We start from the raw sequence: 24212 nt of genomic DNA, 5'->3' as shown, positions 1-24212 counted from the left end.
TGAAAAATCGGGAGCTTTCCACTTCAATCAGGGCTAGAAGACAATCTTGGTTGAATTTTTGTAAACGTTCCACGTGGAACAAACAATAAGAAGCGTGAAAAATTAACCATTCACCATTCACCATTCACAATTAAAAAAATGTTTAACACATACGATGTAATAGTAGTTGGAGCAGGACACGCAGGTTGCGAAGCAGCAGCTTCTGCGGCAAATCTAGGTTCTAAAACTTTATTGGTGACAATGAGCTTGCAGAACATAGCACAAATGTCATGTAATCCAGCAATGGGCGGAATAGCCAAAGGACAAATCGTCCGTGAGATTGATGCGCTTGGTGGTTATTCGGGAATTGTTTCCGATAAAACAGCCATTCAATTCAAAATGCTCAACAAATCAAAAGGTCCAGCAATGTGGTCGCCGAGAGTTCAATCAGATAGAATGCGTTTCGCAGAAGAATGGCGTTTAATGCTTGAGCGAACACCAAACCTAGATTTCTACCAAGAAATGGTTTCTGGTTTAATTATCAATAATGGAAAAGTTGAAGGAATTAGAACTTCATTAGGAATAGAAATTAAAGCTAAGTCTGTAGTTTTAACTAATGGTACTTTTCTAAACGGATTGATTCATATTGGCGACAAACAATTTGGCGGAGGAAGAGCAGGCGAAAGTGCTGCTTATGGAATTACAGAAGATTTAGTAAAAGCGGGTTTCGAATCGGGTAGAATGAAAACTGGAACGCCACCACGAGTTGATGGACGTTCGTTAGATTATTCTAAAATGATTGAAGAACCAGGTGATATCCGTCCAGATAAATTTTCTTATTCTGACGAAACTAAGGCTTTATCTCATCAAAAACTGTGTCACATGACGTACACGTCGTTACACGTACACGATATTTTAAGAGAAGGATTTGATCGTTCTCCAATGTTTAACGGAAGAATTAAATCACTCGGACCAAGATATTGTCCATCGATTGAAGATAAAATTAACCGTTTTGCAGACAAAGAAAGACATCAATTGTTTATTGAGCCTGAAGGTTGGGATACTTGTGAAGTGTATGTAAACGGATTTTCGACATCACTTCCAGAAGACATTCAGTTTAAAGCTTTGAGTTCGGTTGCAGGTTTTGAAAAAGTGAAATTCTTTCGTCCAGGTTATGCAATAGAATACGATTATTTTCCACCAACGCAATTAAAACATACATTAGAAACTAAATTAGTTGAAGGTTTGTATTTCGCTGGACAAATAAATGGAACAACAGGTTATGAAGAAGCTGCTTCTCAAGGTTTAATGGCTGGAATTAATGCACATTTAAAAGTGCATGAAAAAGAACCATTAATTTTAAAAAGAGATGAAGCTTATATTGGTGTTTTAATTGATGATTTAATCACAAAAGGAACTGAAGAACCATACAGAATGTTTACTTCTCGAGCTGAATATAGAACGCTTTTACGCCAAGATAATGCCGATTTTAGATTAACGCCAAAAGGTTTTGCTGTCGGTTTAGCTTCAGAAAAGCGTCTTCGTAGAATGGAAGAAAAATTTGAAGCAAGCGATAAAATGGTGAATTTCTTCAAAGAAACAAGTTTAACAATGGCAGAAGCAAATCCTGTTTTAGAAGAAAAAGGAAGTTCTGCAATTGTTCAATCAGATAAAATGTTTAAGATTTTCTCTCGTCCGCAATTAGAATTAGACGATTTCATGAAGTTTGATAAAGTAAAAGAATATGCTGAAACTAATAATTTAGATAGAGAAATTCTAGAACAAGCAGAAATTCAAGTCAAATATTCTGGTTACATTGACAAAGAAAGAAACAACGCTGAAAAACTAACTCGTTTAGAAAATTTTAAAATTCCAGTTGATTTTGATTACGAACAAATAAAATCAATGTCGATTGAAGCAAAGCAAAAACTTTCTAAAATTAGACCAGTTACAATTTCACAAGCATCAAGAATTAGTGGAGTTTCACCAAGTGACGTTTCAGTATTATTAATTCATTTAGGAAGATAGATATATGTTATTTGAAATCTAACATCTAATATCAGTTTTGTTCCACGTGAAACTTACTTTGTTAACGCCTATAAATAAAGAGATTTCTGGACAATTTTAAAATAATTGTTTCAGAATTAAAAAAAGAATAATGGATATTAAAAACACGAAACCTTTTTTAAAAGTAAAAGATTATTCGGTTTCTCAAGAAACTTTTGAGTTGCTTTATGATGAAGATTTAGATATGCTAATTACATATCCTCAACCATCGTTAGATAAATTACCAAGTTATTACGAAAGTGTAGATTATATTTCGCACACCGATGGAAACAAATCGTTGTTCGAAAAAATGTATCAATTTGTAAAATCAATCGCTTTAAAAAACAAATTAAAATTAATTAATTCCCAATCACCAAAAGGTAGAATTTTAGATATTGGAGCTGGTGTTGGCGATTTTTTATCGGTTTGTAAAAATGATGGATGGCAAACTATTGGAATTGAACCAAGTGATAAAGCTAAGAATATTGCAAAATCTAAAGGTGTATCTTTTGTAGAAAACCTTTCAGAATTAGAAAATCATTCGTTTGATATTATTACAATGTGGCATGTTCTTGAACACGTTCCAAATCTAGAAGAACAAATTGCTGAATTGAAACGATTGATTAAACCAAACGGAACCATAATAATTGCAGTTCCAAATTTTAAATCATTTGATGCAAAACATTACGGACAATTCTGGGCAGCATTTGATGTTCCAATTCACTTGTGGCATTTTTCTAAAACCGCGATTCAAAAATTATTTGCTAAAGAAAAATTAGAATTGATGAAAGTGCTTCCAATGAAATTTGATAGTTTTTATGTGTCACTTTTATCTGAAAAATATAAAACTGGAAAAATGAATTTCATCAAAGCTTTTTTTATCGGATTGAAGTCAAATTTAAAAGCAACTAGTAATTCTGAATATTCTTCGCATATTTATGTGATAAAAAATGCTAAAAATTAAAATAAAAGCAAAATTTTGATGAAAATCATTCAAAATATAGCAGAAGCTGTCAAAAACAAGAACGTTTCTTAAACCGCATTTATTGAAGCTGGTTTTAATAGAGATTAATTATATCGAATCCTAATCCAATAACAATCATTTATACCATTAAAATAAAGCCAATTTTATAACTTTTTATCATTTCAAATTAAAATTTTATACTTTTGGCAAAATAATAAATAGAAACTAAAAACAGAATGAAAAAAATAATCGCAGTACTTGCACTTTCAGCATCATTAATTTCTTGTAATCAATCAGGAACTTCAACAGCATTAAAAACAGCTTACATCGATACTTCAAAATTAATGGAAGAAAGTACAGAAGCTAAAGACATTGAGGCTAAATACAAAGCTAAAGCCGAAGAAATGGGCGCAGAATTAAAAGCAGAAGCTGCAAAATTTGAAGCTGAAGCAGCCAATTTCAAGAAAAATGCAATGGCAAATGGTCAAGCATGGGCACAACAAAAAGGAGCTGAATTGCAACAAAGAGAGCAACAATTACAATATGCTCAACAAGGAATGATGCAACAATTGCAAGGTGAAAGCGGAACAGAAATGGATTCGTTAGTAAAAAAATACAAAAAATTATTTAAAGATTACGGTAAAGAAAAAGGGTACGATTACCTTTTAGGAACTGGTGAAGCTGCAACAATTTTGTATGCAAAAGACAGTTATGATGTTACTAAAGATGTTATTAAATTAGTTAACGACAAATACAAATCTGAAGGTAAAAAAGAAGAAAAACCTGCTGACACAAAAGAAGAAGCAAAAAAATAATTTTTTAATCTTCAATAAATAAATTCCAAATTCCAAGTAGTTCAACTTTTGGAATTTGGAATTTTTTTTATTTGGAATTTAAAATCAAATAGTTACTTTTGTTTTTCTAAAAATACAAGCCAATGGAATTCATATCTGCCGAAGCAAAATACGTACTTCAATTCATTAACCAAACCAACCGATCTGTTTTTCTAACTGGAAAGGCAGGAACTGGAAAAACAACTTTACTTAAAGAAATTATCCAAACTACACACAAAAATTGTGTTGTGGTTGCGCCAACTGGAATTGCCGCTTTAAACGCTGGCGGAGTTACTATTCATTCGATGTTTCAACTTCCTTTTGGTGGATTTATTCCAGATAATAATGTTGACGTACAGTTTACCGATAGCGTAAAATTTGAATCGAAAGATACGCTTCGTCGCCATTTTAGAATGAGTGCCTTAAAAAAAGCGGTTATCCAAAACATGGAGTTGCTTATCATTGACGAAGTCAGTATGTTACGATCTGATTTGTTGGATGCCATCGAGTTTATGCTGCAAAGTGTAAGAAAGAAAAAACTACCTTTTGGCGGTGTTCAAGTGCTTTTTATTGGTGATTTGTTGCAACTTCCACCAGTAATTCGTGACGAAGAATGGAGAACCTTACGCAAGTATTATAAAGGAAAATTCTTTTTTCATTCGCATGCAATTTTACAAAATCCACCTTTATATATTGAATTGTCTAAGATTTTCCGTCAAACGGATGAAAGTTTCATCGACATACTTAATAATCTAAGAAACAATAAGATAACTCAAAGTAATGTTACTTTTTTGAATCAATTTGTTAAACCAAATTTCGATTTGAAAGAAAATAAAGGTTACATTACTTTAACCACGCACAACAATAAAGCCGATACAATTAACGTTCAATCACTAGCCGATCTAGAAGGCAATTCAAGGAGATATAAAGCAAGAATTGTTGACGATTTTCCAGATAAAATTTTTCCTCTCGAAGAATATTTGGAGTTGAAAATTGGTGCACAAGTAATGTTTATTAAAAACGATTTGTCATTTGATAAAAATTATTTCAACGGAAAAATGGGCGTAATTCATTCCTTATCAGATGATGAAATTCGAGTTCATTTCCCTGAAGAAAATAAAACAATCGAAGTAGAACGTTACGAATGGCAGAATATCCGCTATTTTGTAAATCCGATGACGAAGGAAATTGAGGAAGAAGTTTTAGGAACTTTCACACATTATCCAGTAAAATTGGCTTGGGCAATCACCGTTCATAAAAGCCAAGGATTAACTTTTGACAAAGCAGCACTTGATGTTTCGCAAGTTTTTCTTCCTGGACAAGCCTATGTTGCTTTATCGCGTTTACGCTCGTTAAACGGCTTAATTTTACTTTCTCCGCTGCAAATGAATGGTATTTCTAACGACGATGATGTTATGGAATATGCCAACAATAAAGCATCGACAGAAATTTTACACAATTATTTACAGCAAGACACCAAAAACTATATTCATAATTATCTTAGAAACAGTTTCAATTGGCTAGAATTGGCTCAAGAATGGTGCAATCATAAATTCAGTTATCTAGATTCGGACACTTCTGCCAAATCCAAACACAGCAATTGGGCAGCAAAACAAATGGATTTTTGCGAAAATTTAATTGACCCAGCATCCAAATTTATGTCGCAATTAGACAAATTATTTCGTGATGAAACGGTAGATTTTAATTTTATAAACGAAAGAATTCAAGCAGCTTACAACTATTTTTACGATAAATTAGATACTCTTGTTTATGAAATTTTATATAAAATTGAAGAAGTAAAACGAATCAAATTGGTGAAACAGTTTTACGAAGAACTATTGGTTTTAGAAGATTTACAAGTAAACGCCATTTTGCGATTAATGAAAGCCAAAAAGCTAATTGAAATCGTAATTGATGACAAAACCATCAGCAAGCAAAACTTAAATTCTGATGAAATAAAATCTTATAAAACTAGAAAAATTGAACGCGTTTTCGAAGATTACAAACGCAATAATGCGAGTTTGATTGAAGACAAAGAAAACCTAAGTTTGTACGAACCAAAGAAAAAGAAATCGGAAAAAACACCCAAAAAACCAACAGCACAAATCACGTATGAACTTTGGGTTGAAAAAAATTCGATAGCAGAAATTGCCACTATTCGAAAACTTACTGAAGCAACAATTTTGACTCATTTCACCAAACTTATTCAAGATAAAGCGGTTACCATTAATGAGATTCTTCCAGAAGATAAAATTGAAGAGTTGCAGAAATTATTTTATGGTTACAAAGAAGAGTCATTAACTCCATTAAAAGAGCAAGTTGGAGATGCTTTTTCGTGGGAAGAATTACGAATGTTTAAGGCGAGTTTGAATGTTTAAATTCTAAAATTCTTAGGATTTTTTAATGTTGAAAATACATCAAGAATATAAATTCTATCTTTCTCAATTCTATAAACAATTTTGAAATTCCACTTTGGAAAAAATTTGATGGAATCTTGATTATAAAGTGGTTCTTTTGGATTTTTTTCTGGAAAAATGTTTAATTTATCGCCTAAATCAAATAATGTATCTACAACTAAATCTGCATTTTGAGGGCTTTTTTCAACTATATAATCATAAATATTTTGAATTGAAACAATCGATTCTTTTGACCAAAAAATTGGTTTCATTTTCGAGAGATTTTATTTCGTGCTTCATTTGTAGAATATCCTTTTTCACCAGAATCGGATGCTACAATAATGTGATCCAAATGTTCTCTATATTCTTTCACAGACAAAGCTTTGCCAGATGTCGTATAAGTATAAACATCATTATCTAAAAGTTCTTCTATTTGAGAAAGTAATTTAGAATTTTCAATCTCTAATATTCTGTGAACTATGTTTTTACGTTGCGATTCTACATTCATAACTAAAATATATAATTATAAAATTAATAAAATAATTTAATAAAATTTGAAAAGAAATTGATTTTAACTCAACCAATAAACCCCTAAAATTGCAACCACAAAATAAATAGCAATCGTTCTTGCACCATCATAATCTTTAGCCAATCGTTGTCCAAAAAGCATAAGCAGTAAAGAAATACAAGAAAAAACGGCTCCATAAAACCCAAACATTCGTCCGCCATTTATGTAAAGTTCTAGAATTCCAACAATGCTAAAAATACCTGCAATTAATTCGAAAACAAGCAAAATTCCAGTAGTTACAGCAACACTATTTTTCAAAATAGTTTTCTCAAAATGGGGTTTCAACCAAGCCATATTATCCTTCCAATGAAAAATTTTATCGTGGGCAGACATAATAAAAGTTACGGCAAGAAAAACTAAAACTAAAACAGAAGCGGTATTGTTCATGACATTGTTTTTTTAGATTAACAAAATTTTGTTTGTTACTTAAAGATAGCGATTAAAAATGATTCTTTTATTACTTATTAAACTTATTTTTTATGAATTAATCGAGTTAGTTTAATAGATAAATCGGTTAAAATAATTTTCGCATTTCCGTTGCGTTCAATATGGTAAGAAGCGTCAGATATTTCTTTGAAAATTTCAGTAATATTATTTCCAGTTACAAATGGTGCGAAGTTTTCTAATTTAAATTTATCAACTGTTGGTTCAATATAAACCAACTTTTCGGCTTGATAATTAAGCAATAAAGCTTGACGAAACATGTCTATACAATAATTCAAAAACTTCTTTTGCGTTTCTCTTCCCAAACCTGCCACTTGATCACTCCAAGAAATTAAATCCAAAATTGCAGTAGCGTTTCCTTTGGCTCTAAAAGCAGCACGAACCCAATCTACAAACCATTTTTCAAATGGTAATTCGTCGTTATCTTCATGTAAAATATGCAAAGCTTTATTGTAATTTCCTTGTGCTTGATGGGCAATTTTATAAGCTAATTTTTCATCAATTTTTTCACGTGAAACCAATGCCTCTGTAATTACATTTTCAGGTAAACCATTGAAATGCAATACTTGGCATCGCGAACGAATAGTTTGAATTATATCTTCTTCGTTTTCAGAAATTAATATAAAAACCGTTTTGTCTGTTGGTTCTTCTAGCAGTTTTAAAAGTTTATTTGAAGCAGCAATATTCATTTTATCGGCCATCCAAATAATCATAATTTTATAACTTCCTTCTAATGATTTTAAGGCTAAGGCTTTTAAAATTTCCTGTGCATCATCAACCCGAATTTCGCCTTGTTTGTTACTAACACCAAGTGTTTTAAACCAATCGAATAATCCGCCATATGGAGTTTCTGTAATAAATTGACGCCAATCTTGAAGAAAATCAATACTTTTTGGTTTCGATTTTACATCTTCTGTAGTTACAGTCGGATACACAAAATGCAAATCGGGATGCGCTAAATGGTTGAATTTTATATTGCAAGATTCATTTCCGTTTTCATTATTACTTCCAGAATTTTGGCAAACAATATATTGCGCATAAGCTATTGCCATAGCCAATGTACCGCTTCCTTCTGGACCAACAAATAATTGTGCATGAGGAATTCTACCTTGGCTCGCGCTTTTAACCAAGTGATTTTTAATGTGTTCGTGTCCTAATATTTCTGAAAACTGCATAGCACAAATATATAAGAATTTAGTAGTTATTCCTTTAAAACGACATGATTTTTATGTAAGATTATTCTATCATAAAGTTGTGGTTTTTATAGGAATTATTGATTTTTAGATTTTATTTTGCAGTTAATCGATGAAAAGAGTGTTTAATCGATATTTTTTTTATTTTTGAATTTCAGATAAATTTTAAAACCAACTAAAAACCAGTATATTAATGTTGATAAGTGTCTTACTTCACGGAACGATTAAATCTTTAAAACATAGAAAAAATATGTTTTCAAGTTTATTTCACGGAATAGAAATTGGCGGAATTATTACAACTCAAAACGGATTTAGAACACTAACAATTGAAGAAAGGGAACAACAAAAGTCTAAAAAGCAACCCTGATGTTTATCATTTTCTAAGAAAAACAAAATGGTTATATTTGCAGAATACTATCAATTAACACTGTAAATTAATGAAAACTTTAAACGACTTCAATTTCAATTCAAAAAAAGCTTTAGTACGAGTAGATTTTAATGTTCCATTAGATGAAAATTTTAAGGTAACCGATGCCAACAGAATTGAAGCAGCAAAGCCAACAATTGATAAAATTCTTGCCGATGGTGGAAGCGTTATTTTAATGTCACATCTAGGAAGACCAAAAGGAAAAGAAGATAAATATTCATTAAAACATATTGTTGATACCGTTGCTCAAGTACTTGAAGTGCCTGTTATTTTTGCTTCAGATTGCCGCGGAACTATTGCTCAAAATGCAGCTTCCAACTTGAAACCAGGAGAAGTTTTACTGCTTGAAAACCTTCGTTTTTATGAAGAAGAAGAAGCCGGTGATGTTTCATTTTCTAAAGATTTGGCTTCGTTAGGTGATATTTACGTGAACGATGCTTTTGGAACCGCACACAGAGCACATGCTTCTACAACAATAATTGCGCAATTTTTTCCAGATAATAAATGTTTCGGATCTTTATTAGCTAAAGAAATTGAAAGTTTAAATCGTGTTCTTAATAATTCGGTAAAACCTGTAACTGCCGTTCTTGGTGGTTCTAAAGTTTCTTCTAAAATTACCGTAATCGAAAATATTTTAGACAAAGTAGATCACATGATTATTGGTGGCGGAATGACTTTTACCTTCATAAAAGCTTTAGGCGGAAAAGTTGGAAATTCTATTTGTGAAGACGATAAACTAGATTTGGCTATCGAAATTTTGCATAAAGCAAAAGAAAAAGGCGTTCACATTCATATTCCAGTAGATGTTGTTGCTGCAAATGCTTTTTCAAATGATGCAGATACGCAAATCGTTGATGTTCGTGAAATTCCAGACGGATGGCAAGGACTGGATGCTGGACCAAAATCGTTAGAAAATTTTAAAGAGGTAATTATGGCTTCTAAAACGATTCTTTGGAACGGACCATTAGGCGTTTTTGAAATGGAAAAATTTGCTCATGGAACCATAACTTTAGGAGAATATATTGCAGAATCAACAGCAAATGGAGCATTTTCTCTTGTTGGTGGCGGCGACTCAGTTTCGGCAGTAAAACAATTTGGTTTAGAAGATAAAATGAGCTATGTTTCTACTGGTGGCGGTGCAATGCTAGAAATGTTAGAAGGAAAAGTTTTACCTGGAATTCAAGCGATTTTAGACTAAAAATCAGACTTTAACAATAATTAAACAAAATTTTACGTTATTAATAGGTAAGTTTGCAAATAGCATAATATGCTGATTAATAAAATGTTGAATAAAATAATATGAATATCAAAAACAAACTGACATCGATTCTTATTCTTGCTTCGGCTTCTTTTTTCGCTCAAGAAACCACTACACAGCAAGATACAATTCTTAAAAACGTTGTAAAAGTTTCGTACTTAGATTCTATAAAAGCCACTTTTGTCAATGACGATATGGCCATGTGCATTGATAGTCTTTGGATGAAAGAAATGACATCGCTAGACATTTACTCTTCAATGCTTCAAGACATTAAGACTGTAGATATTGACAAAACGGTAGATTATGAATTGCCTACAGAATTATTAAAAGAACGACTGAAAAGACTTGATGAAAAATCGCCTTTTAATATTGAATACAATATTGGTTTAGAGAATGTTATCAAATCTTTCTTGAAGAATAGAAAAAAAGGATTCGAACGTTTAATGGGAATTTCTCAATTCTACTTTCCAATATTTGAAGAAGAATTAGCCAAGAAAAACATTCCGTTAGAAATTAAATATCTTGCAGTAGTTGAGTCAGCTTTAAATCCGTTAGCGGTTTCGAGGGTTGGTGCGACTGGTTTGTGGCAATTTATGTATCAAACAGGAAAACAATATGGTTTAAATATTTCATCATATGTTGATGAACGAAGCGATCCATTAAAAGCAAGTCAAGCAGCATCGCAGTATATGGAAAACATGTACAAAATTTTTGGCGATTGGGATTTGGTTTTAGCATCTTATAATTCTGGACCAGGAAATGTTGCCAAAGCCATTCGTCGTTCGGGCGGACAACAAAATTATTGGAACATTAGAAAAAATCTTCCTAAAGAAACACAAGGATATTTACCAGCATTTTTGGCTACAATGTATATTTTCGAATACCATAAAGAACACGGAATTGTACCAAATAAAGCCATCGCAAATCATTTTGCAACGGATACCGTAATGGTAAAAAACCACATGACTTTCAAACAAATATCCGATTTGTTGGATGTTCCAGTGGCCGAATTAAAGTTCTTCAATCCGTCGTACAAACGAAATGAAATTCCAGCAATTTCTGGAGAAAGAAACTTCTTGAGATTGCCAAAAGATAAAATCGCAATATTTACTTCCAACGAAGACAAGATCTACGCTTATGTAAATTATGAAGCCAATAAAAGAGAACGTCCTTATGAAAGATTGGCTACAGTAAAACAAAACGATCCTTCTAATCCATCGCAATCAGATGGCGATTTAACTACAAGAACTAAATATTACAAAGTAAGGAAAGGTGATAATTTATCTAAAATTGCAAATAAGTATAACGTATCAGTTTCTGATATTAAAAACTGGAATGGATTGCGAAGTAACTCGGCTCCGTTAGGCAGAAATTTAAAAATTATATCAACCGAAAAAATTGCTTACAAAGCCAATAACGATATTGCTTCCAATAAAACTGCAGCCGATTCTGTTTCGACTAAAGAAGCAAAAATTGTAACCGATTCAACTTCTAATATTGCATCGAATGTAACTAAAACTGACAAAGTTTTTAAAACCGAAAAAGTAGTTTCATACAAAGATGTTACAAAATACCACAAAGTAAAAAAAGGTGATGTTTTAGGAGAAATTGCTTCAAAATACGATGTTTCTGTAGCCGAAATTAAAAAATGGAATAAGTTAAAAGGAAACAATATTGGTCTTGGAGATAATTTGAAAATCATCAAAAACGAAAAAGTAACTACAACTGTTAGAAAAGAAGTGAAGCAACCATTTGCGACTAAAAATGAAGCAGTTGCTGTTGCCGAACCAAAGAAAGTTAAAGCTGAAATCATTAAGAAAGAAGTAAAAACAGACACAACTTCTAAAAATGAAAGCGTTTATGTTGTGGTTAAAGGAGATAATTTATCATCAATTGCAAAGAACAATAATATTTCTGTAGATGATTTAAAAGAATGGAATAATTTATCTGATAACAATATAAAACTTGGATCAGAGTTAATTATTTCGAATCAAAAATCAAATGAAAATAATGATGATTTAGCAAAAAATATAGAACACGTTGTAGGAAAAGGAGAATTTTTAGGAACAATAGCTAGAAAATACAACACCACAGTTAATGATCTATTAGAGTTAAATTCATTATCGGATACAAGTATTAAAGAAGGTGATAAACTTATCGTTGGTAAAGAAGTTGCATCTACTAAAGGTAAAAAAGTTAAAGACGATTATGTTGCAACAATTAAAAAAGCAAATCAAAAGTTATATCAAGTAAGACAAGGCGATACATTAACTAGTATTGCTAAAAAATTTCCTGGTGTTACCATTGCCGACATCGAGAAATTGAATAACATAAAAAGTGAGAATTTAAAACCTGGAATGAAATTAAAAATAGGTGGATAATCAAAAAATCTTATATAAATTTGGGTTTTATTTCAATATGAATAAAACCCATTTTTTATTTCTAGCAATTAGTATTTTATTTTTTTCGTGTAATCAAAAGAAGAACACCATTTCTGATGAAAACACTGCGAAAATAAACGCCATTTCTGTGATTATCGACGATCAACTTTGGAATGGTGAAGTGGGCGATTCTATCAGAAATAAATTCGCTTCGCCAGTAATCGGTCTGCAAGAAGAAGAACCATTATTTACTTTAAATCAATATCCAGTAAAATTATTAGAAGGTTTCATGACCAATAGTAGAAATATTATTGTGGTTAAAAAAGAAGCTAAAACTAAGTTTTACATTAAGCCAAACGAATATGTAACTCCGCAGATAGCAGTTCACATTTCTGGTAAAACAGTTAAAGAAATTATTGATAGTATTGAGGTAAATGCCCCAAAAATTATTTCGGAAATTAAAAAATCGGAGATAGATATTTTCCAAAAAAGAAACATTCGAAGATCATTAGAAAGAGACAAAATAAAGTCGCGATTCAATGTTCTAGTCAACGTACCTGACAAGTATAAAATTGTCTTGCAGGGCAAAAATTTTTTGTGGCTAAAAAAAGAAATCACCAGCGGCAATCTATGTTTATTGGCGTATCAAATTCCGATGAGTTCACTTAAAGACACTACCAATTTGGTTAACAGAATTGTAAAAATTAGAGATTCTATTGGTAAAAAATACATTCATGGTAACAAACCGAGAACGAAAATGATAACCGAAACTGCTTTTTCGCCTTATCTAACAAAGACTAAAATTTTCGGGAAAACAACTTATGAAACCAAAGGAACTTGGGATTTAAGCAACGATTTCATGAGCGGACCATTTATAAACTATGCAATAGTTGATGAAACCAATAAACGAATTTTGGTGCTTGAAGGATTTTGTTACGCGCCATCCAAAAGTAAAAGAGATTTAATGTTAGAATTAGAATCGATCATAAAATCGGTTCAATTTTTAAAGAAACCCGAAAAAAAATAACATGGCAACTATTGAATGGCAAATTAAGCGATTTGAGGCATTATCTTTAACCGAACTATATTCTTTGTTGCAACTAAGAAGTGAAGTCTTTGTAGTGGAGCAAAACTGCGTATATCAAGACATTGATGGCAAAGACGAGAAAGCGTTACACCTTTTAGGAATTTATGAAGGTAAAATTGTGGCCTACGCTCGATTATTCAAACCCAATGATTATTTTGAAAACGCCTCTATTGGAAGAGTTATTGTCGATCAGAATTATCGCGACAAAAAATGGGGACACGATTTAATGCAAAATGCAATTTCTGGAGTTAAAAGTCATTTTAATACTGATCAAATTACCATTTCGGCACAACTTTATTTACAGAAATTTTACGAAAGTCATCAGTTTGTACAAACTAGCGAAATGTATTTGGAAGACGATATTCCGCATATTGAAATGAAGCGTAAATGATTAAATTTTAGTAATTAAAATCTCAACACGTTTGTTATCCGATTCGATTCCGTTTGGAATAGGAAATTTTCTACCGTAACCCATGTGTGTCATTCTGCTTGGCGAAATTCCTTTTTCAACTAAATAATCATAAATCTTTTTGGCTCGTGTATGCGATAAATTGGTTTTACCGGAATATTTATCAAATGCATCGCTGTGTGCACTTCCAATACAACAAACGTGACCTTGAATTTCAATAGTTGTATTCGGATTTTTGTTTAAATAATCGACTACTTTGTTTAGTTCAATTAGCGCATCTTCTTCTTTTTGAAAAACGGTTAAGTTACCTCTAAAAAGTAAGTTTTTGATAATAATTTTATCACCTACAACAAGTTCATCATCAAATGTTTTGTAGAATTTTAAAGCTGGATTAGTAGTTGATGTTTCATCAGATGGTTTCATTTCATCTTCGGTAAAAGTGTAGAAAATAGAAACATATCTGTTGTTTTTTCTAATTTCATCTAAATTAGAATTCAAATCTTCAATAGCAATTTCTCCTTTTCCAAGAGTTGAAGTAGCGTTAATATCAAATTCCGATTTCAAGAAATAAGCTACAGTTTGAGCTCGTTTATCTGATAAAATTTTATTGGCTTCAAATGAACCTATATCGTCGCAAAAACCGGAAATATTTATGGTATAAAAAGTAAGTGTTTCATTAGAAAAAACGTCATTTATAACCGCCAATTCATTTGATGCTAAATCACTAGAATTAGAATCAAAATAAACTTTAATAGTATTTGATTTCTGTTGTGCATTTGATAGAAAACTTACAAAAAGCAGTGCAATTAATAGGCGATTCATTAAGTTAAATCTTTGTAATTACAAGCTCAACTCGTCTATCATATTGTGGATCTTTCCCAAGTGGAACCGTATTTCCATAACCTTTAAAAGTCATGCGGTTTTTACTTACACGTCTAAAAGCCAAATACTTATAAACTGCTTGCGCTCTATTTATAGACAATTGACGTTTTTTAGTATCTTTATCAATAGCTTCTTTTTGATAAGGTGGCGTGCAACAAACATGTCCTTGAATTTCAAAGTGAATGTTTTTATAGCGTACTAAAAGCAAAGCAATCTTATCTAATTCTGCTTTTTCTTTTGTTGATAATCTACTGCTTCCTCTTTCAAAAAGAATGTTGTCTAGATAAATATGATCGCCAACAACATGGTTTTTATTAATGCTATGATAAAATCCGGGCATCACCAACGTTGGAAGTTCTTTAAGATTCAAAACCACATCGACGCGACGGTTTTTAGAACGTTTTTCGGGAAGATTATCAACGATATCATCGTCAATTAATATTCTTCCTTTTCCTTCAATGGTTACTATAATTTTGTTTTTTACACCATTTTCTAAAAGCTTTGATTGAATGGCATTGGCTCTGTTGGTTGATAATTTAAAGTTGTAATCATCTTTACCAATATCATCAGTATAACCAAAAATTTGAACCGATTCAATTCGAGTTGAGTCACTGTTTTTTATAAAATCAACAACTTCTTTGGCTTGTTTATCATCAAATGAATATTTGTCAAATTCAAAATAAACCGAGTGTACGATTTCTTCTTGAGCAGAAATAAATCCGAAAAAAAACAATGGTAAAATCCTTAAAAATCGTAACATTTAGTTTAGTATTTTAGAATATTCAGCTTTGTTGGCTAAAAGAGTGGTTGCTTTAATAATTTCTGGATTGCTTTTAGTATAATATTGATACAATCCTTCTTTATACTGATAACGTTTTATGATTTCGTCTAGTATTAATTTTTTAATTTCTTTCTGATTTTTGTCTAAAAGTGCTTCTTCACTTTTTTGAATTGCACTCATCAACTGATCGTATTGAGCTGTAATTGCTACATCAATTTTTTCTTTTTTAGCTTTTTCTAATGTGTTTTTCAAAGCCAATTCGGTTTCGGTATCAAAACTAAATTTTTCTCTTTTCAAGAACGCTTTAAAATCGGCAAAATCGGCATCAGAAATAGTCGGAATTTTATCACCTAAATTCGGATTTTTAAAGTAATAATAAGTTACATAATTAAAAATTCCGTCGTTTTTTTGCAATACTTCAGTAATGCTGCTAAGTTTTGTTTCTTCAAGTTCAACATCGGGTAAAATTCCTCCACCGTCATAAACTGTTCTTCCTTTTTTGGTTTTGAATGCATTGTATTTTGAAGCATCGGTTCTAGTTGCTTTTCCATCTTTGTCTTTATGCCAATAATCTAAAGCTTGAATACATCTTCCAGATGGCGTGTAATATCTAGAAATAGTAACTTTTACCTGAGTTCCGTAGGTCATGTCAAATGGTCGTTGTACCAATCCTTTTCCAAAGCTGCGGCTTCCAATAACAACAGCACGATCTAAATCTTGCAATGCGCCAGCAACAATTTCAGATGCAGAAGCACTTTTTCCATCAACAATTATTGCTAAAGGAATTTCTAAATCTACTGGTTCTTTAGAAGTTTTGTAAACGTTATTGTACTTTTCGTTTTTAGACTTTGTCGTAACAATTGTTTCACCTTTTTGCACGAAAAGATTGCAAATATTTACCGCTTCATTTAATAAACCACCCGGATTTCCTCTTAAATCTAGAATGATTCTTTCGGCACCATCGGCTTTAAGTTTTTCTAAAGCCTCTTTGGTTTCTTTAGTCGTTTTATTATTGAAAGCAGAAAGAACTATGTAACCAGTTTTATCATCAATTTTTGCGAAAAACGGAACCGCTTTTACTTCAACCTCATCAAGCACTAATTGGGTTGTTAATTGTTTTCCTTGACGGATGTATTTGATATCGATTTTTGTGTTTTTTGCACCTTTTAAAAGTTGCGAGGCATCTTCTTTAAAATCAGATAACATCACGTCACCAATTTGAATTATAGCATCACCAGCTTTTAGTCCGGCTTTATCGGCAGGATAACCTTTGTATGGTTCTTTGATAATTAGTTGATCTTCTTTTCTAGTAATCATCGCGCCAATTCCAGTATATTCGCCAGTATTATTAATTTTGAATTTTACAACATCATGTTCGTTGAAGAAATTAGTATACGGATCTAAATCGGCAAGCATGCTTTTGATGGCTTTATCCATTACTTCTGCAGGATTTACCTCATCAACATAATTTTGATTCACAATTTTAAAAAGCGAAGTAAAAATTTCTATTTGTTTGGCTATTTCAAAAAAATTGTCTTTGAAACTCACTCCAACTAATAAAAAACCACTGGCAATTATTGGAAGTATATATCTCTTTTTAAAATACTTAAGCATAATCGATTTACTATTTTTAGAATTAAAAACTAACGAATTTATAAAACAAAATCAAATATATTGCATAATAAGCAAAAAACTATTTTTTTATGTGTTTGTTAAGAAAGCGTGAGCGTTATTTGGGTAAGTTATCTTCGTTAATTTGACGAATAAATTTCTCGAATATCGCAATTGTTTTTTCGTTTATTTCTTGATAACTCAATCGTTCTTTTGTCTGATAAAAAAACATAATCGCATATGGTTTCTGCAAATTATCATGAATTAGGTGTTTGTTAAGACGGTAACATTCACGCAAAACACGTTTAAAATAATTTCGATCTACTGCTTTTTTAAAGTTTTTTTTAGATACTGAAACGCCAAAAGTGGTTGTTGTATTTTCTTCATCTGTAGCAACATAAACCATTCGTAACGGAAATTTTGAAACTGATTTTCCCTCAGAAAAAAGTGAATCAATCGTTTTTCTGCTTTTTAATTTTTCTGTTTTAGGATAGGAAAAATCCATTTTTGGGGTATTAATTGTAGATGTTGTAAACAAATTTTACTTCAGAATAATTGATGTAAAATTGCATTCTATTGCCTTCGTTTTTTCTTGTAATTACAATGATATTGCACTTAGAACCATTATTGTCAACACATTCAAATGGTGTGATAACATCTTTATCGGTTTCGGTTTTTTCGCCATAACTTTTTATAGTAAAAACTTGAATTGTTGGCGAGTTTACTACGATTCTATTCTTTTTGCCATCGATGGTTATTATCAAATCGGCTTTAGCAAAGTCAGACCATTTACTCCATTTTCCAATTTGGTTTTTTTCAGAATAACTTACGCTGCTTGTTCTTAAAGTAAAGGTTTGTGCGGTTACTTGAGAAGCAAAACCCATAGTAAGAAGAAGTAAAAACAATTGAATATGTTTCATATGTAAAATTTTATTTGCTTTTTAAAGGTCATATGGTATCGCTTTATTTTAGTTGAGTTTGCTTGCAAACTATGTGTTACTGGCGATTTCATATGTAAAATGTTAATAGGGTGTAAAACTACAAATTCTATTCCAAAAAAAAATAATTAAAAAAAGAGCTTAGTTTTGTTTATTATTCTATTTTTGTTTCAACTCAAATAAAACCAACAATTTATAATTATGAAGAACGCAACTTTACTATTATTATTTTTCACCGCTTTTTCTTTTGCTCAAAAAAAAGAAGTTGTGTTTAAAAAATTAGCCGAATCAACTTGTGAATGTACAAAAGCCAAAGGCGAAGCAACAATTTCTGATATTTCACTCGGACTTTGTATCTTTCAATCATTGGATAAATTAACGGCGAAAGAACAAAAAATCATTGGTTACAATCCGGAGAAAAAGATGGAAACTATTGAAGGTGTTGCCGAAAACGTAGGTTTGGAAATGGCACTAATTTGTCCTGAAATTTTTGCAAATATGAGTGATAGCGAAGAAGAAGCAACAGAAGAAGTAGCTGATGTTGAAGATACATTTGTTGTTGGAACTTATGATTCTATGGTTTCTAACGAATTTGTAACTATTAAAATCATAGATGAAAATAAAGCTGTAAAAGATTTTATATGGTTGTTTCCATTTGATGGTGACACTTTATTTATAAAGAAAAAAGTTGATAAAGGAGAAAAAATTCAAGTGAATTATAGAGAGCAAGAATTCTTTGATCCAAAGACAAATAGTTATCAAAAATACAATGAGATAACAGAAATTAAACTTTTATAACACAAAAAAAGCGGACAATTATTTGTCCGCTTTTTTTTGCTTTATTTTATCTCATATGAATTATTATCTTTCTTGACATCGGCCATCAATCCGCTTGGGTCGATGGTGATTTTCTTGATGGAAGTTCTTGATTTTGGCACTTCAAAAAAGTAATTTGAATTTCCCCAAGTCCAATCTTTTAAAACCGTTCTTTTAATTGGTGGCATTGGGTTTTCTTTTTCGAAACTCATCATTCGCAACGGAATGTAAAAGCTTTCTTTCGTTCCGTCGGTATATTCTACTAAAATGTCAATTGGCATTGGCATTCTTCCAATTCGTTCCAATGAAACTCCAGTTCTTTGAACGCCATCTGTTGCACTTTCAACATTTTTAATGGCATAATCAATCGTGTTTAACGTTTCGGTCCAATCTACCAAATACCAATCTAAATTGGCTCCAGAAACGCGTTCTGCCGTTCTTTTAATATCGTTTGGCGTTGGATGTTTAAATTGAAATTCAGAATAGAATCGTTTTACTGTTTTATCCAAATTTTCTTTCCCGATGAGGTATTGCAGTTGCGTTAGAAATAAACATCCTTTTACGTAAGATGCAATACTGTAACTTCTATTTTCATCATATCTATCTGCGTGAGTAGAAAGTGGTTGCTCTTTTCCAGAATTGGCCAAAGAAACATAAGCTTTATAAGAACCTTCAAACGGATTTTCCACTTTTTTATCAGACAATTCATTTAAAGCCATATCTTCAATGTAGGTTGTAAAACCTTCGTCCATCCAAGAATGTTTGCTTTCATTGGTTGCCAAAACATGTTGAAACCAAGAATGTCCCATTTCGTGAGCAATAACGCCAATCAATCCGTCAAGTTTTCCTTCTCCCAGAATTAAAGTACACATAGCATATTCCATTCCGCCATCGCCACCTTGAATTACAGAATATTGTTTGTAAGGATATTTGCCCACAAGCGAATTGAAATAACGCATTATTTCAACCGTTTTTGGCTGTGCCGTTTTCCAGTTTTCTATAATTTTCGGATTGTTTTTATACAAAAAATGTAATGTTGTTCCAAAGTCGGTATTCACAACATCATGAATGTAGTTTTTGTCTGCAGCCCAAGTAAAATCGTGCACATTTGGAGCTACAAAATGCCAAGTCAAAGTTTTTTGCTTCTTCGGAATTGCTACTTTCACTCCAGCATCTTGATAATTGTATCCAATTTCATTTCCGTTTTGTAAATAACCTGTTCCACCAAGAATGTAGTTTTTATCGATGGTAAGTTTTACATCAAAATTTCCCCAAACTCCGTGAAATTCTCTTGCAATGTAAGGATCCGCATGCCAACCTTCAAAATCAAATTCGGCCATTTTAGGATACCATTGACACATTGAAAGTTCAACGCCTTCTTTGTTATTTCGTCCAGAACGACGTATTTGAATTGGAACTTGACCTTCAAAATCTAAAGTAAATGTTGTAGATTTCCCTGGTAAAAGTGGTTTTGCTAAGGTAACTTCTAATATTGTTTCAACCTCTTTTGCAACAGCTTTTACACCGTCTTGTTTAAAATTGGAAACGTGTAAATAACCCATTTCATTAGGTTGTAATTTAGAAATTCTACTTTCTTTTACTTCTTTACCATCCACTTTTAGTCTGTTTACCATTCGTCCGTCAGGATCTTTTATGGTTTGCAATCGCATGTCCATTTCGCTTCCCGGTTGAAACGCATTGTTGTATAAATGATAGAAAACACGACGTAAAGTATCTTGTGAATTATTGGTATAAATTAATTCTTGTTTTCCTTTATATTGATAGGTTTTTACATCCATCGAAACCTCCATTTTATAGTCAACGTGTTGTTGCCAATAAGTAGATTTTTGCGAATATCCAAGGCTAAATCCAAGACATAAAATTGCAATTAGAACTGTTTTTTTCATAGTTTTTAGTTAAAAAAAATGGAAGGAAACCAAATTCCTTCCATTATCAATTGAACTTATTTTTTATTTTTTTGACATTTTTTCTGCCATCAGTAATGCGTTGTAAGCATTTACAATTTTACCCGATTTTGATGCATTTGTAAACGAACGTTTTTCTTTCTTTTCACCAAGGACAACTTCTGTAGTAATTGGTGTTCCAGAATCCATTATGATTTGTTTTACTTGTGATGCAGTTAAATTTGGATAATACGAACGAACTAAAGCTGCAACTCCAGCTACATTTGGTGAAGCCATTGAAGTTCCTTGTAAATATTTGTATTTATTGTTCGGAATTGTAGCGTAAATTTCGTTTCCTGGAGAATAAATATCTACGTTGTTAGTTGCATAATTTGAGAAATTAGCAACCATATTAGCTCCATATTCTTTATTTAATGCTCCAATTGACATGAAATTATTAGAAATTTCTTTTCCGTTTACTTCATCATTTGGAAAGTTTGGTTCTAGGTCTAAATCTTTTCCGTCATTTCCAGCAGCATGAATGATAAGAACATCTTTACTTGCAGCATATTTTATTGCTTCCCAAACCCATTCTTTATTTGGAGAATAATCTTTTCCAAAACTTCCGTTGATTACTTTCGCTCCATTATCTGCTGCATAGCGAATGGCAAGTGCGATATCTTTGTCATACTCATCTCCGTTTGGAACAGCTCTTAATGCCATAATTTGAACATTATCTGCAATTACACCATCGCCACCTTTTCCGTTTCCACGAATCTGAGCAATAATTCCTGCAACGTGTGTACCGTGAAGGCCATCTGTAACATCTGGACCTTTTACATTTCCGTTACCGTATTTTTTATCATTTATGTCGTCTGGATTATCCCCAACTGCTTTTCTACCATCGTGTTTTACGTTCAAATTGTAGTTAAGCATGTCATAAACCTGATCCATTTGCTCTTTTAAATCTGAATGAAAATTTGGTCCAACTTGCGACGCAACACTTAACATGATCATTTTATTTTGATTTAATGCCGAATCAGTAGTTGAAATTTTCTTCAAATCCTCAACAGTATAAAGTTCTTTATTTAAATGAGTTTTAATCGCTTTATCAGCTTTAGAAATCATGTCCATTTGAGGCTTGTATTGCATCATTTCGCCATATTGCTTGTCTAAAGCTTTCTTAGCTTCGGCATAATTTGGAGCACTCGGACCTTTTTTAACAATACGAGTTAACTCAAGATTTTCATCGTTAGAATCACCTAAGAAATTCCAACCATTAATATCATCAACATATCCATTATTATCGTCGTCTTTATTGTTTCCAGCAATTTCTTTAGAATTCACCCAGATTTTACCTTTCAAATCTTCATGATCAATATCAATTCCAGAATCGATAACTCCAACAACGACTTTTGTTCCTTTTTTCCCTTTTAGAAATTCAGAATACGCTTTATCGGTACTCATTCCTGGAATAGTGTCTTTTGCTAAATCTAAATGACTCCAACGTTTTAAATCGTCTTCTTTTACTACCGAAGTTTTTAATGGTAATTTATCAATATTAGTTGCATTGGTGCTTACCATTGGCGCAAGCTTCGGTGAACAACTTGATAAAATAAGTGCTGCAAATGCAGAAACGTAAATTGGTTTTATCAATTTCATAGTTAAAAATGTATTAAGTGTTCAAAAATAGTAAGTTTCAATTGTTTTGAAAGGGTTTCTTAACTTTATTTTATAAATTTAATAGTCCCAAAACAAAAATTTTGATGGCTGTAATTATGGCGACGGTCAAATAAAGTATTATTCGTATCATGATTTTTCAGTTTTAATGTTTACAGTTTTTTGTTATTTTTTGCAAAGTCTCATTTAAGATTTTTATATCATTTTCTGATATTCCGTTAAGTGCTTTTTTTCTATTTTCTAAAACAATTACATGTGTTTTTGCAAGAATTTTTTCTCCATTTGACGTAATCATAAGATCAAATTTTCTTCTGTCGTTAAGATTAATTTCACGTTCTACAAACTCCGATTTTACTAATAAATCTATAATTCTTGTAATCGATGCAGTGTCTTTAAAAACTGTTTCGGCAAGTTCTTGCTGATTAGCTTTCGGATTTTCTTTCAAGCTTTTTAAAACAAGCCATTGGTCAACCGTTATTTTTAAATCGTGTGATTTTATTTGTTTTTGAGCATACATTCTGTAGGTTTTGATGGCTTGCTCAATGTTGTAAAAAATTACATTGTTTAAATTTTCCATGGAATATATTTTAAACAAACTTAAAAATGATTTATCAAATATTGATATATCAATTAAAAGTTTAACAATAATTTAGAATTTTATAAAAAATAGAAAAGCGCAAAATCAATAAAGATAATGCGCTTAAAATGAGATTTATATTGAATTAAAATACATCTTCACATTTAAAAACATCTTTCAATCGAATGCCTTTTTCGGTTTTTTCTACTGTGATTATTTCGTTATGAGCATCGTGTTCTAATACTAAATAGAAATTATTTTCGGCACAATTTTCTAAAAACTTAGATTTTTCGGGCATCGTTAAAAGTGGTCGAGTGTCATATCCCATAACATAAGGTAAAGGTAAATGTCCGGCAGTCGGAATTAAATCGGCACAAAAAACTATCGTTTTATCCTGATATTGAATGTGCGGAATCATCATTTTTTCGGTATGGCCATCAACAAAGAAAATTCCAAAATCTAATTCTGATTTTCCTAAGAAATCTCCTTCAGATCTTTTGATGAAATTTAGTTGACCACTTTCTTGCATTGGCAAAATATTTTCTGAAAGAAACGAAGCTTTTTCACGTTGATTTGGTTTGGTAGCCCATTCCCAATGGTTGTCATTGGTCCAAAATTTTGCATTTTTAAAAGCAACTTCATAACCAGTTTTATCTTTATTCCAATTAACACTTCCACCACAATGGTCAAAATGCAAATGCGTCATAAAAACATCCGTCACGTCATCTCTGTGAAAACCATATTTAGCTAATGATTTATCAAGCGAATGGTTTCCCCAAAGTGAATAATAACCAAAAAACTTCTCCGATTGTTTATTACCCATTCCGGTGTCAATCAAAATCAGTCGGTTTCCATCTTCAATTAACAAACATCTTGCAGCAATATCAATAAGATTATTTTCGTCTGCAGGATTTGTTTTATTCCAGATTGTTTTTGGTACAACGCCAAACATTGCTCCGCCATCTAATTTAAAATTTCCTGCCTCAATTGGATAAAGTTTCATGATTTTTTATGATTAAAAACGTTGCAATTTACTAA

At 31.7% G+C, this 24212-nt stretch carries 23 protein-coding genes; 10 read left to right on the top strand and 13 right to left on the bottom strand.

What is annotated here, in order from left to right; translation table 11 throughout:
- The first annotated feature begins 138 nt into the window (after window positions 1-138).
- From mnmG to LG45_RS03450, 4 genes are all read left to right on the top strand, one after another.
- Window positions 139-2007, top strand: a complete 1869-nt coding sequence (gene mnmG, locus LG45_RS03465) for a tRNA uridine-5-carboxymethylaminomethyl(34) synthesis enzyme MnmG (RefSeq protein ID WP_035124464.1) — start codon at window positions 139-141, stop codon at window positions 2005-2007.
- Window positions 2008-2137: 130 nt separating this feature from the next.
- Entirely contained in the window at window positions 2138-2989 is an 852-nt protein-coding gene (locus LG45_RS03460) for a class I SAM-dependent methyltransferase (RefSeq protein ID WP_035124463.1), read from the top strand.
- A gap of 236 nt (window positions 2990-3225) precedes the next feature.
- Entirely contained in the window at window positions 3226-3804 is a 579-nt protein-coding gene (locus LG45_RS03455; RefSeq protein ID WP_035124460.1) for an OmpH/Skp family outer membrane protein, read from the top strand.
- A gap of 122 nt (window positions 3805-3926) precedes the next feature.
- On the top strand, window positions 3927-6200 hold the full coding sequence (locus LG45_RS03450; RefSeq protein WP_035124458.1) for a helix-turn-helix domain-containing protein: 2274 nt from the start codon (window positions 3927-3929) through the stop codon (window positions 6198-6200).
- Here LG45_RS03450 and LG45_RS03445 read toward each other — a convergent pair.
- The 4 genes from LG45_RS03445 to LG45_RS03430 all read right to left on the bottom strand — a co-directional run bounded on the left by LG45_RS03445 (window position 6197) and on the right by LG45_RS03430 (window position 8405).
- On the bottom strand, window positions 6197-6490 hold the full coding sequence (locus tag LG45_RS03445; protein WP_035124455.1) for a type II toxin-antitoxin system RelE/ParE family toxin: 294 nt from the start codon (window positions 6488-6490) through the stop codon (window positions 6197-6199). The genes LG45_RS03450 and LG45_RS03445 overlap by 4 nt on opposite strands.
- Window positions 6487-6726 carry a hypothetical protein gene (locus tag LG45_RS03440; RefSeq protein ID WP_035124452.1) on the bottom strand — a complete coding sequence of 80 codons (240 nt, stop codon included), beginning with the start codon at window positions 6724-6726 and terminating at the stop codon, window positions 6487-6489. Before LG45_RS03440 ends, LG45_RS03445 begins: the two co-directional genes overlap by 4 nt.
- A gap of 63 nt (window positions 6727-6789) precedes the next feature.
- Window positions 6790-7173, bottom strand: coding sequence for a hypothetical protein (locus LG45_RS03435; RefSeq protein ID WP_035124451.1), 384 nt, complete (start codon window positions 7171-7173; stop codon window positions 6790-6792).
- A gap of 83 nt (window positions 7174-7256) precedes the next feature.
- The gene (locus LG45_RS03430; RefSeq protein ID WP_035124450.1) at window positions 7257-8405 is read right to left on the bottom strand and encodes a DNA polymerase III subunit; all 1149 of its coding nucleotides are present in this window, start codon (window positions 8403-8405) and stop codon (window positions 7257-7259) included.
- Between the two features lie 211 nt (window positions 8406-8616).
- Here LG45_RS03430 and LG45_RS16445 point away from each other — a divergent pair, with 211 nt between their 5' ends.
- The 5 genes from LG45_RS16445 (at window position 8617) to LG45_RS03410 (ending at window position 13967) form a co-directional block, all read left to right on the top strand.
- Window positions 8617-8790 (top strand): hypothetical protein, encoded by a 174-nt coding sequence (locus tag LG45_RS16445; RefSeq protein ID WP_165570788.1) that lies wholly within the window; start codon window positions 8617-8619, stop codon window positions 8788-8790.
- Between the two features lie 70 nt (window positions 8791-8860).
- Window positions 8861-10048: a phosphoglycerate kinase gene (locus tag LG45_RS03425; protein WP_035124447.1), complete on the top strand. Its 1188-nt coding sequence runs from the start codon at window positions 8861-8863 to the stop codon at window positions 10046-10048.
- Between the two features lie 101 nt (window positions 10049-10149).
- Complete coding sequence (locus LG45_RS03420; RefSeq protein WP_035124439.1) at window positions 10150-12489, top strand: LysM peptidoglycan-binding domain-containing protein; 2340 nt, start codon at window positions 10150-10152, stop codon at window positions 12487-12489.
- A gap of 37 nt (window positions 12490-12526) precedes the next feature.
- Complete coding sequence (locus tag LG45_RS03415) at window positions 12527-13516, top strand: DUF4837 family protein (protein ID WP_035124436.1); 990 nt, start codon at window positions 12527-12529, stop codon at window positions 13514-13516.
- A gap of 1 nt (window position 13517) precedes the next feature.
- Window positions 13518-13967, top strand: a complete 450-nt coding sequence (locus LG45_RS03410) for a GNAT family N-acetyltransferase (protein WP_035124434.1) — start codon at window positions 13518-13520, stop codon at window positions 13965-13967.
- On the opposite strand, the gene LG45_RS15985 is transcribed toward LG45_RS03410, so the two are convergent.
- From LG45_RS15985 to LG45_RS03385, 5 genes are all read right to left on the bottom strand, one after another.
- Entirely contained in the window at window positions 13968-14807 is an 840-nt protein-coding gene (locus tag LG45_RS15985) for an OmpA family protein (RefSeq protein ID WP_052087472.1), read from the bottom strand.
- A gap of 4 nt (window positions 14808-14811) precedes the next feature.
- Complete coding sequence (locus LG45_RS03400; RefSeq protein WP_035124431.1) at window positions 14812-15627, bottom strand: OmpA family protein; 816 nt, start codon at window positions 15625-15627, stop codon at window positions 14812-14814.
- Entirely contained in the window at window positions 15628-17262 is a 1635-nt protein-coding gene (locus LG45_RS03395) for a S41 family peptidase (protein WP_035124429.1), read from the bottom strand. It lies immediately after the preceding gene.
- Window positions 17263-17377: 115 nt separating this feature from the next.
- Window positions 17378-17764 carry a ribonuclease P protein component gene (gene rnpA / locus LG45_RS03390; protein WP_035124426.1) on the bottom strand — a complete coding sequence of 129 codons (387 nt, stop codon included), beginning with the start codon at window positions 17762-17764 and terminating at the stop codon, window positions 17378-17380.
- A gap of 10 nt (window positions 17765-17774) precedes the next feature.
- A complete protein-coding gene (locus LG45_RS03385) occupies window positions 17775-18179 on the bottom strand; it encodes a hypothetical protein (RefSeq protein WP_035124424.1) in 405 nt (134 codons plus the stop codon).
- Window positions 18180-18398: 219 nt separating this feature from the next.
- Between LG45_RS03385 and LG45_RS03380 the strand changes: the two genes are divergently transcribed.
- Entirely contained in the window at window positions 18399-18995 is a 597-nt protein-coding gene (locus LG45_RS03380; RefSeq protein ID WP_035124423.1) for a hypothetical protein, read from the top strand.
- 41 nt (window positions 18996-19036) lie between these two features.
- On the opposite strand, the gene LG45_RS03375 is transcribed toward LG45_RS03380, so the two are convergent.
- From LG45_RS03375 to LG45_RS03360, 4 genes are all read right to left on the bottom strand, one after another.
- Window positions 19037-20920 carry a M1 family metallopeptidase gene (locus tag LG45_RS03375; protein WP_035124420.1) on the bottom strand — a complete coding sequence of 628 codons (1884 nt, stop codon included), beginning with the start codon at window positions 20918-20920 and terminating at the stop codon, window positions 19037-19039.
- A gap of 63 nt (window positions 20921-20983) precedes the next feature.
- Entirely contained in the window at window positions 20984-22579 is a 1596-nt protein-coding gene (locus LG45_RS03370; RefSeq protein ID WP_035124418.1) for a S8 family peptidase, read from the bottom strand.
- A gap of 163 nt (window positions 22580-22742) precedes the next feature.
- The gene (locus LG45_RS03365; RefSeq protein ID WP_035124416.1) at window positions 22743-23174 is read right to left on the bottom strand and encodes a MarR family winged helix-turn-helix transcriptional regulator; all 432 of its coding nucleotides are present in this window, start codon (window positions 23172-23174) and stop codon (window positions 22743-22745) included.
- A 145-nt stretch (window positions 23175-23319) separates the two neighbouring features.
- Window positions 23320-24177 (bottom strand): MBL fold metallo-hydrolase, encoded by an 858-nt coding sequence (locus tag LG45_RS03360; protein ID WP_035124415.1) that lies wholly within the window; start codon window positions 24175-24177, stop codon window positions 23320-23322.
- Window positions 24178-24212 lie beyond the last annotated feature (35 nt).

The sequence above is a fragment of the Flavobacterium aquatile LMG 4008 = ATCC 11947 genome (assembly GCF_000757385.1).
GTDB lineage: Bacteria > Bacteroidota > Bacteroidia > Flavobacteriales > Flavobacteriaceae > Flavobacterium > Flavobacterium aquatile.
Note: the sequence above shows the minus strand (reverse complement) of the source record. Positions and strands in the feature narration are given on the sequence as shown.

Excerpts from the sequence above, each read along its gene's own strand:
- mnmG (WP_035124464.1), top strand. The coding sequence starts at position 139 with ATGTTTAACACATACGATGTAATAGTAGTTGGAGCAGGACACGCAGGT.
- LG45_RS03460 (WP_035124463.1), top strand. The coding sequence starts at position 2,138 with ATGGATATTAAAAACACGAAACCTTTTTTAAAAGTAAAAGATTATTCG.
- LG45_RS03455 (WP_035124460.1), top strand. The coding sequence starts at position 3,226 with ATGAAAAAAATAATCGCAGTACTTGCACTTTCAGCATCATTAATTTCT.
- LG45_RS03450 (WP_035124458.1), top strand. The coding sequence starts at position 3,927 with ATGGAATTCATATCTGCCGAAGCAAAATACGTACTTCAATTCATTAAC.
- LG45_RS03445 (WP_035124455.1), bottom strand. The coding sequence starts at position 6,490 with ATGAAACCAATTTTTTGGTCAAAAGAATCGATTGTTTCAATTCAAAAT.
- LG45_RS03440 (WP_035124452.1), bottom strand. The coding sequence starts at position 6,726 with ATGAATGTAGAATCGCAACGTAAAAACATAGTTCACAGAATATTAGAG.
- LG45_RS03435 (WP_035124451.1), bottom strand. The coding sequence starts at position 7,173 with ATGAACAATACCGCTTCTGTTTTAGTTTTAGTTTTTCTTGCCGTAACT.
- LG45_RS03430 (WP_035124450.1), bottom strand. The coding sequence starts at position 8,405 with ATGCAGTTTTCAGAAATATTAGGACACGAACACATTAAAAATCACTTG.
- LG45_RS16445 (WP_165570788.1), top strand. The coding sequence starts at position 8,617 with ATGTTGATAAGTGTCTTACTTCACGGAACGATTAAATCTTTAAAACAT.
- LG45_RS03425 (WP_035124447.1), top strand. The coding sequence starts at position 8,861 with ATGAAAACTTTAAACGACTTCAATTTCAATTCAAAAAAAGCTTTAGTA.
- LG45_RS03420 (WP_035124439.1), top strand. The coding sequence starts at position 10,150 with ATGAATATCAAAAACAAACTGACATCGATTCTTATTCTTGCTTCGGCT.
- LG45_RS03415 (WP_035124436.1), top strand. The coding sequence starts at position 12,527 with ATGAATAAAACCCATTTTTTATTTCTAGCAATTAGTATTTTATTTTTT.
- LG45_RS03410 (WP_035124434.1), top strand. The coding sequence starts at position 13,518 with ATGGCAACTATTGAATGGCAAATTAAGCGATTTGAGGCATTATCTTTA.
- LG45_RS15985 (WP_052087472.1), bottom strand. The coding sequence starts at position 14,807 with ATGAATCGCCTATTAATTGCACTGCTTTTTGTAAGTTTTCTATCAAAT.
- LG45_RS03400 (WP_035124431.1), bottom strand. The coding sequence starts at position 15,627 with ATGTTACGATTTTTAAGGATTTTACCATTGTTTTTTTTCGGATTTATT.
- LG45_RS03395 (WP_035124429.1), bottom strand. The coding sequence starts at position 17,262 with ATGCTTAAGTATTTTAAAAAGAGATATATACTTCCAATAATTGCCAGT.
- rnpA (WP_035124426.1), bottom strand. The coding sequence starts at position 17,764 with ATGGATTTTTCCTATCCTAAAACAGAAAAATTAAAAAGCAGAAAAACG.
- LG45_RS03385 (WP_035124424.1), bottom strand. The coding sequence starts at position 18,179 with ATGAAACATATTCAATTGTTTTTACTTCTTCTTACTATGGGTTTTGCT.
- LG45_RS03380 (WP_035124423.1), top strand. The coding sequence starts at position 18,399 with ATGAAGAACGCAACTTTACTATTATTATTTTTCACCGCTTTTTCTTTT.
- LG45_RS03375 (WP_035124420.1), bottom strand. The coding sequence starts at position 20,920 with ATGAAAAAAACAGTTCTAATTGCAATTTTATGTCTTGGATTTAGCCTT.
- LG45_RS03370 (WP_035124418.1), bottom strand. The coding sequence starts at position 22,579 with ATGAAATTGATAAAACCAATTTACGTTTCTGCATTTGCAGCACTTATT.
- LG45_RS03365 (WP_035124416.1), bottom strand. The coding sequence starts at position 23,174 with ATGGAAAATTTAAACAATGTAATTTTTTACAACATTGAGCAAGCCATC.
- LG45_RS03360 (WP_035124415.1), bottom strand. The coding sequence starts at position 24,177 with ATGAAACTTTATCCAATTGAGGCAGGAAATTTTAAATTAGATGGCGGA.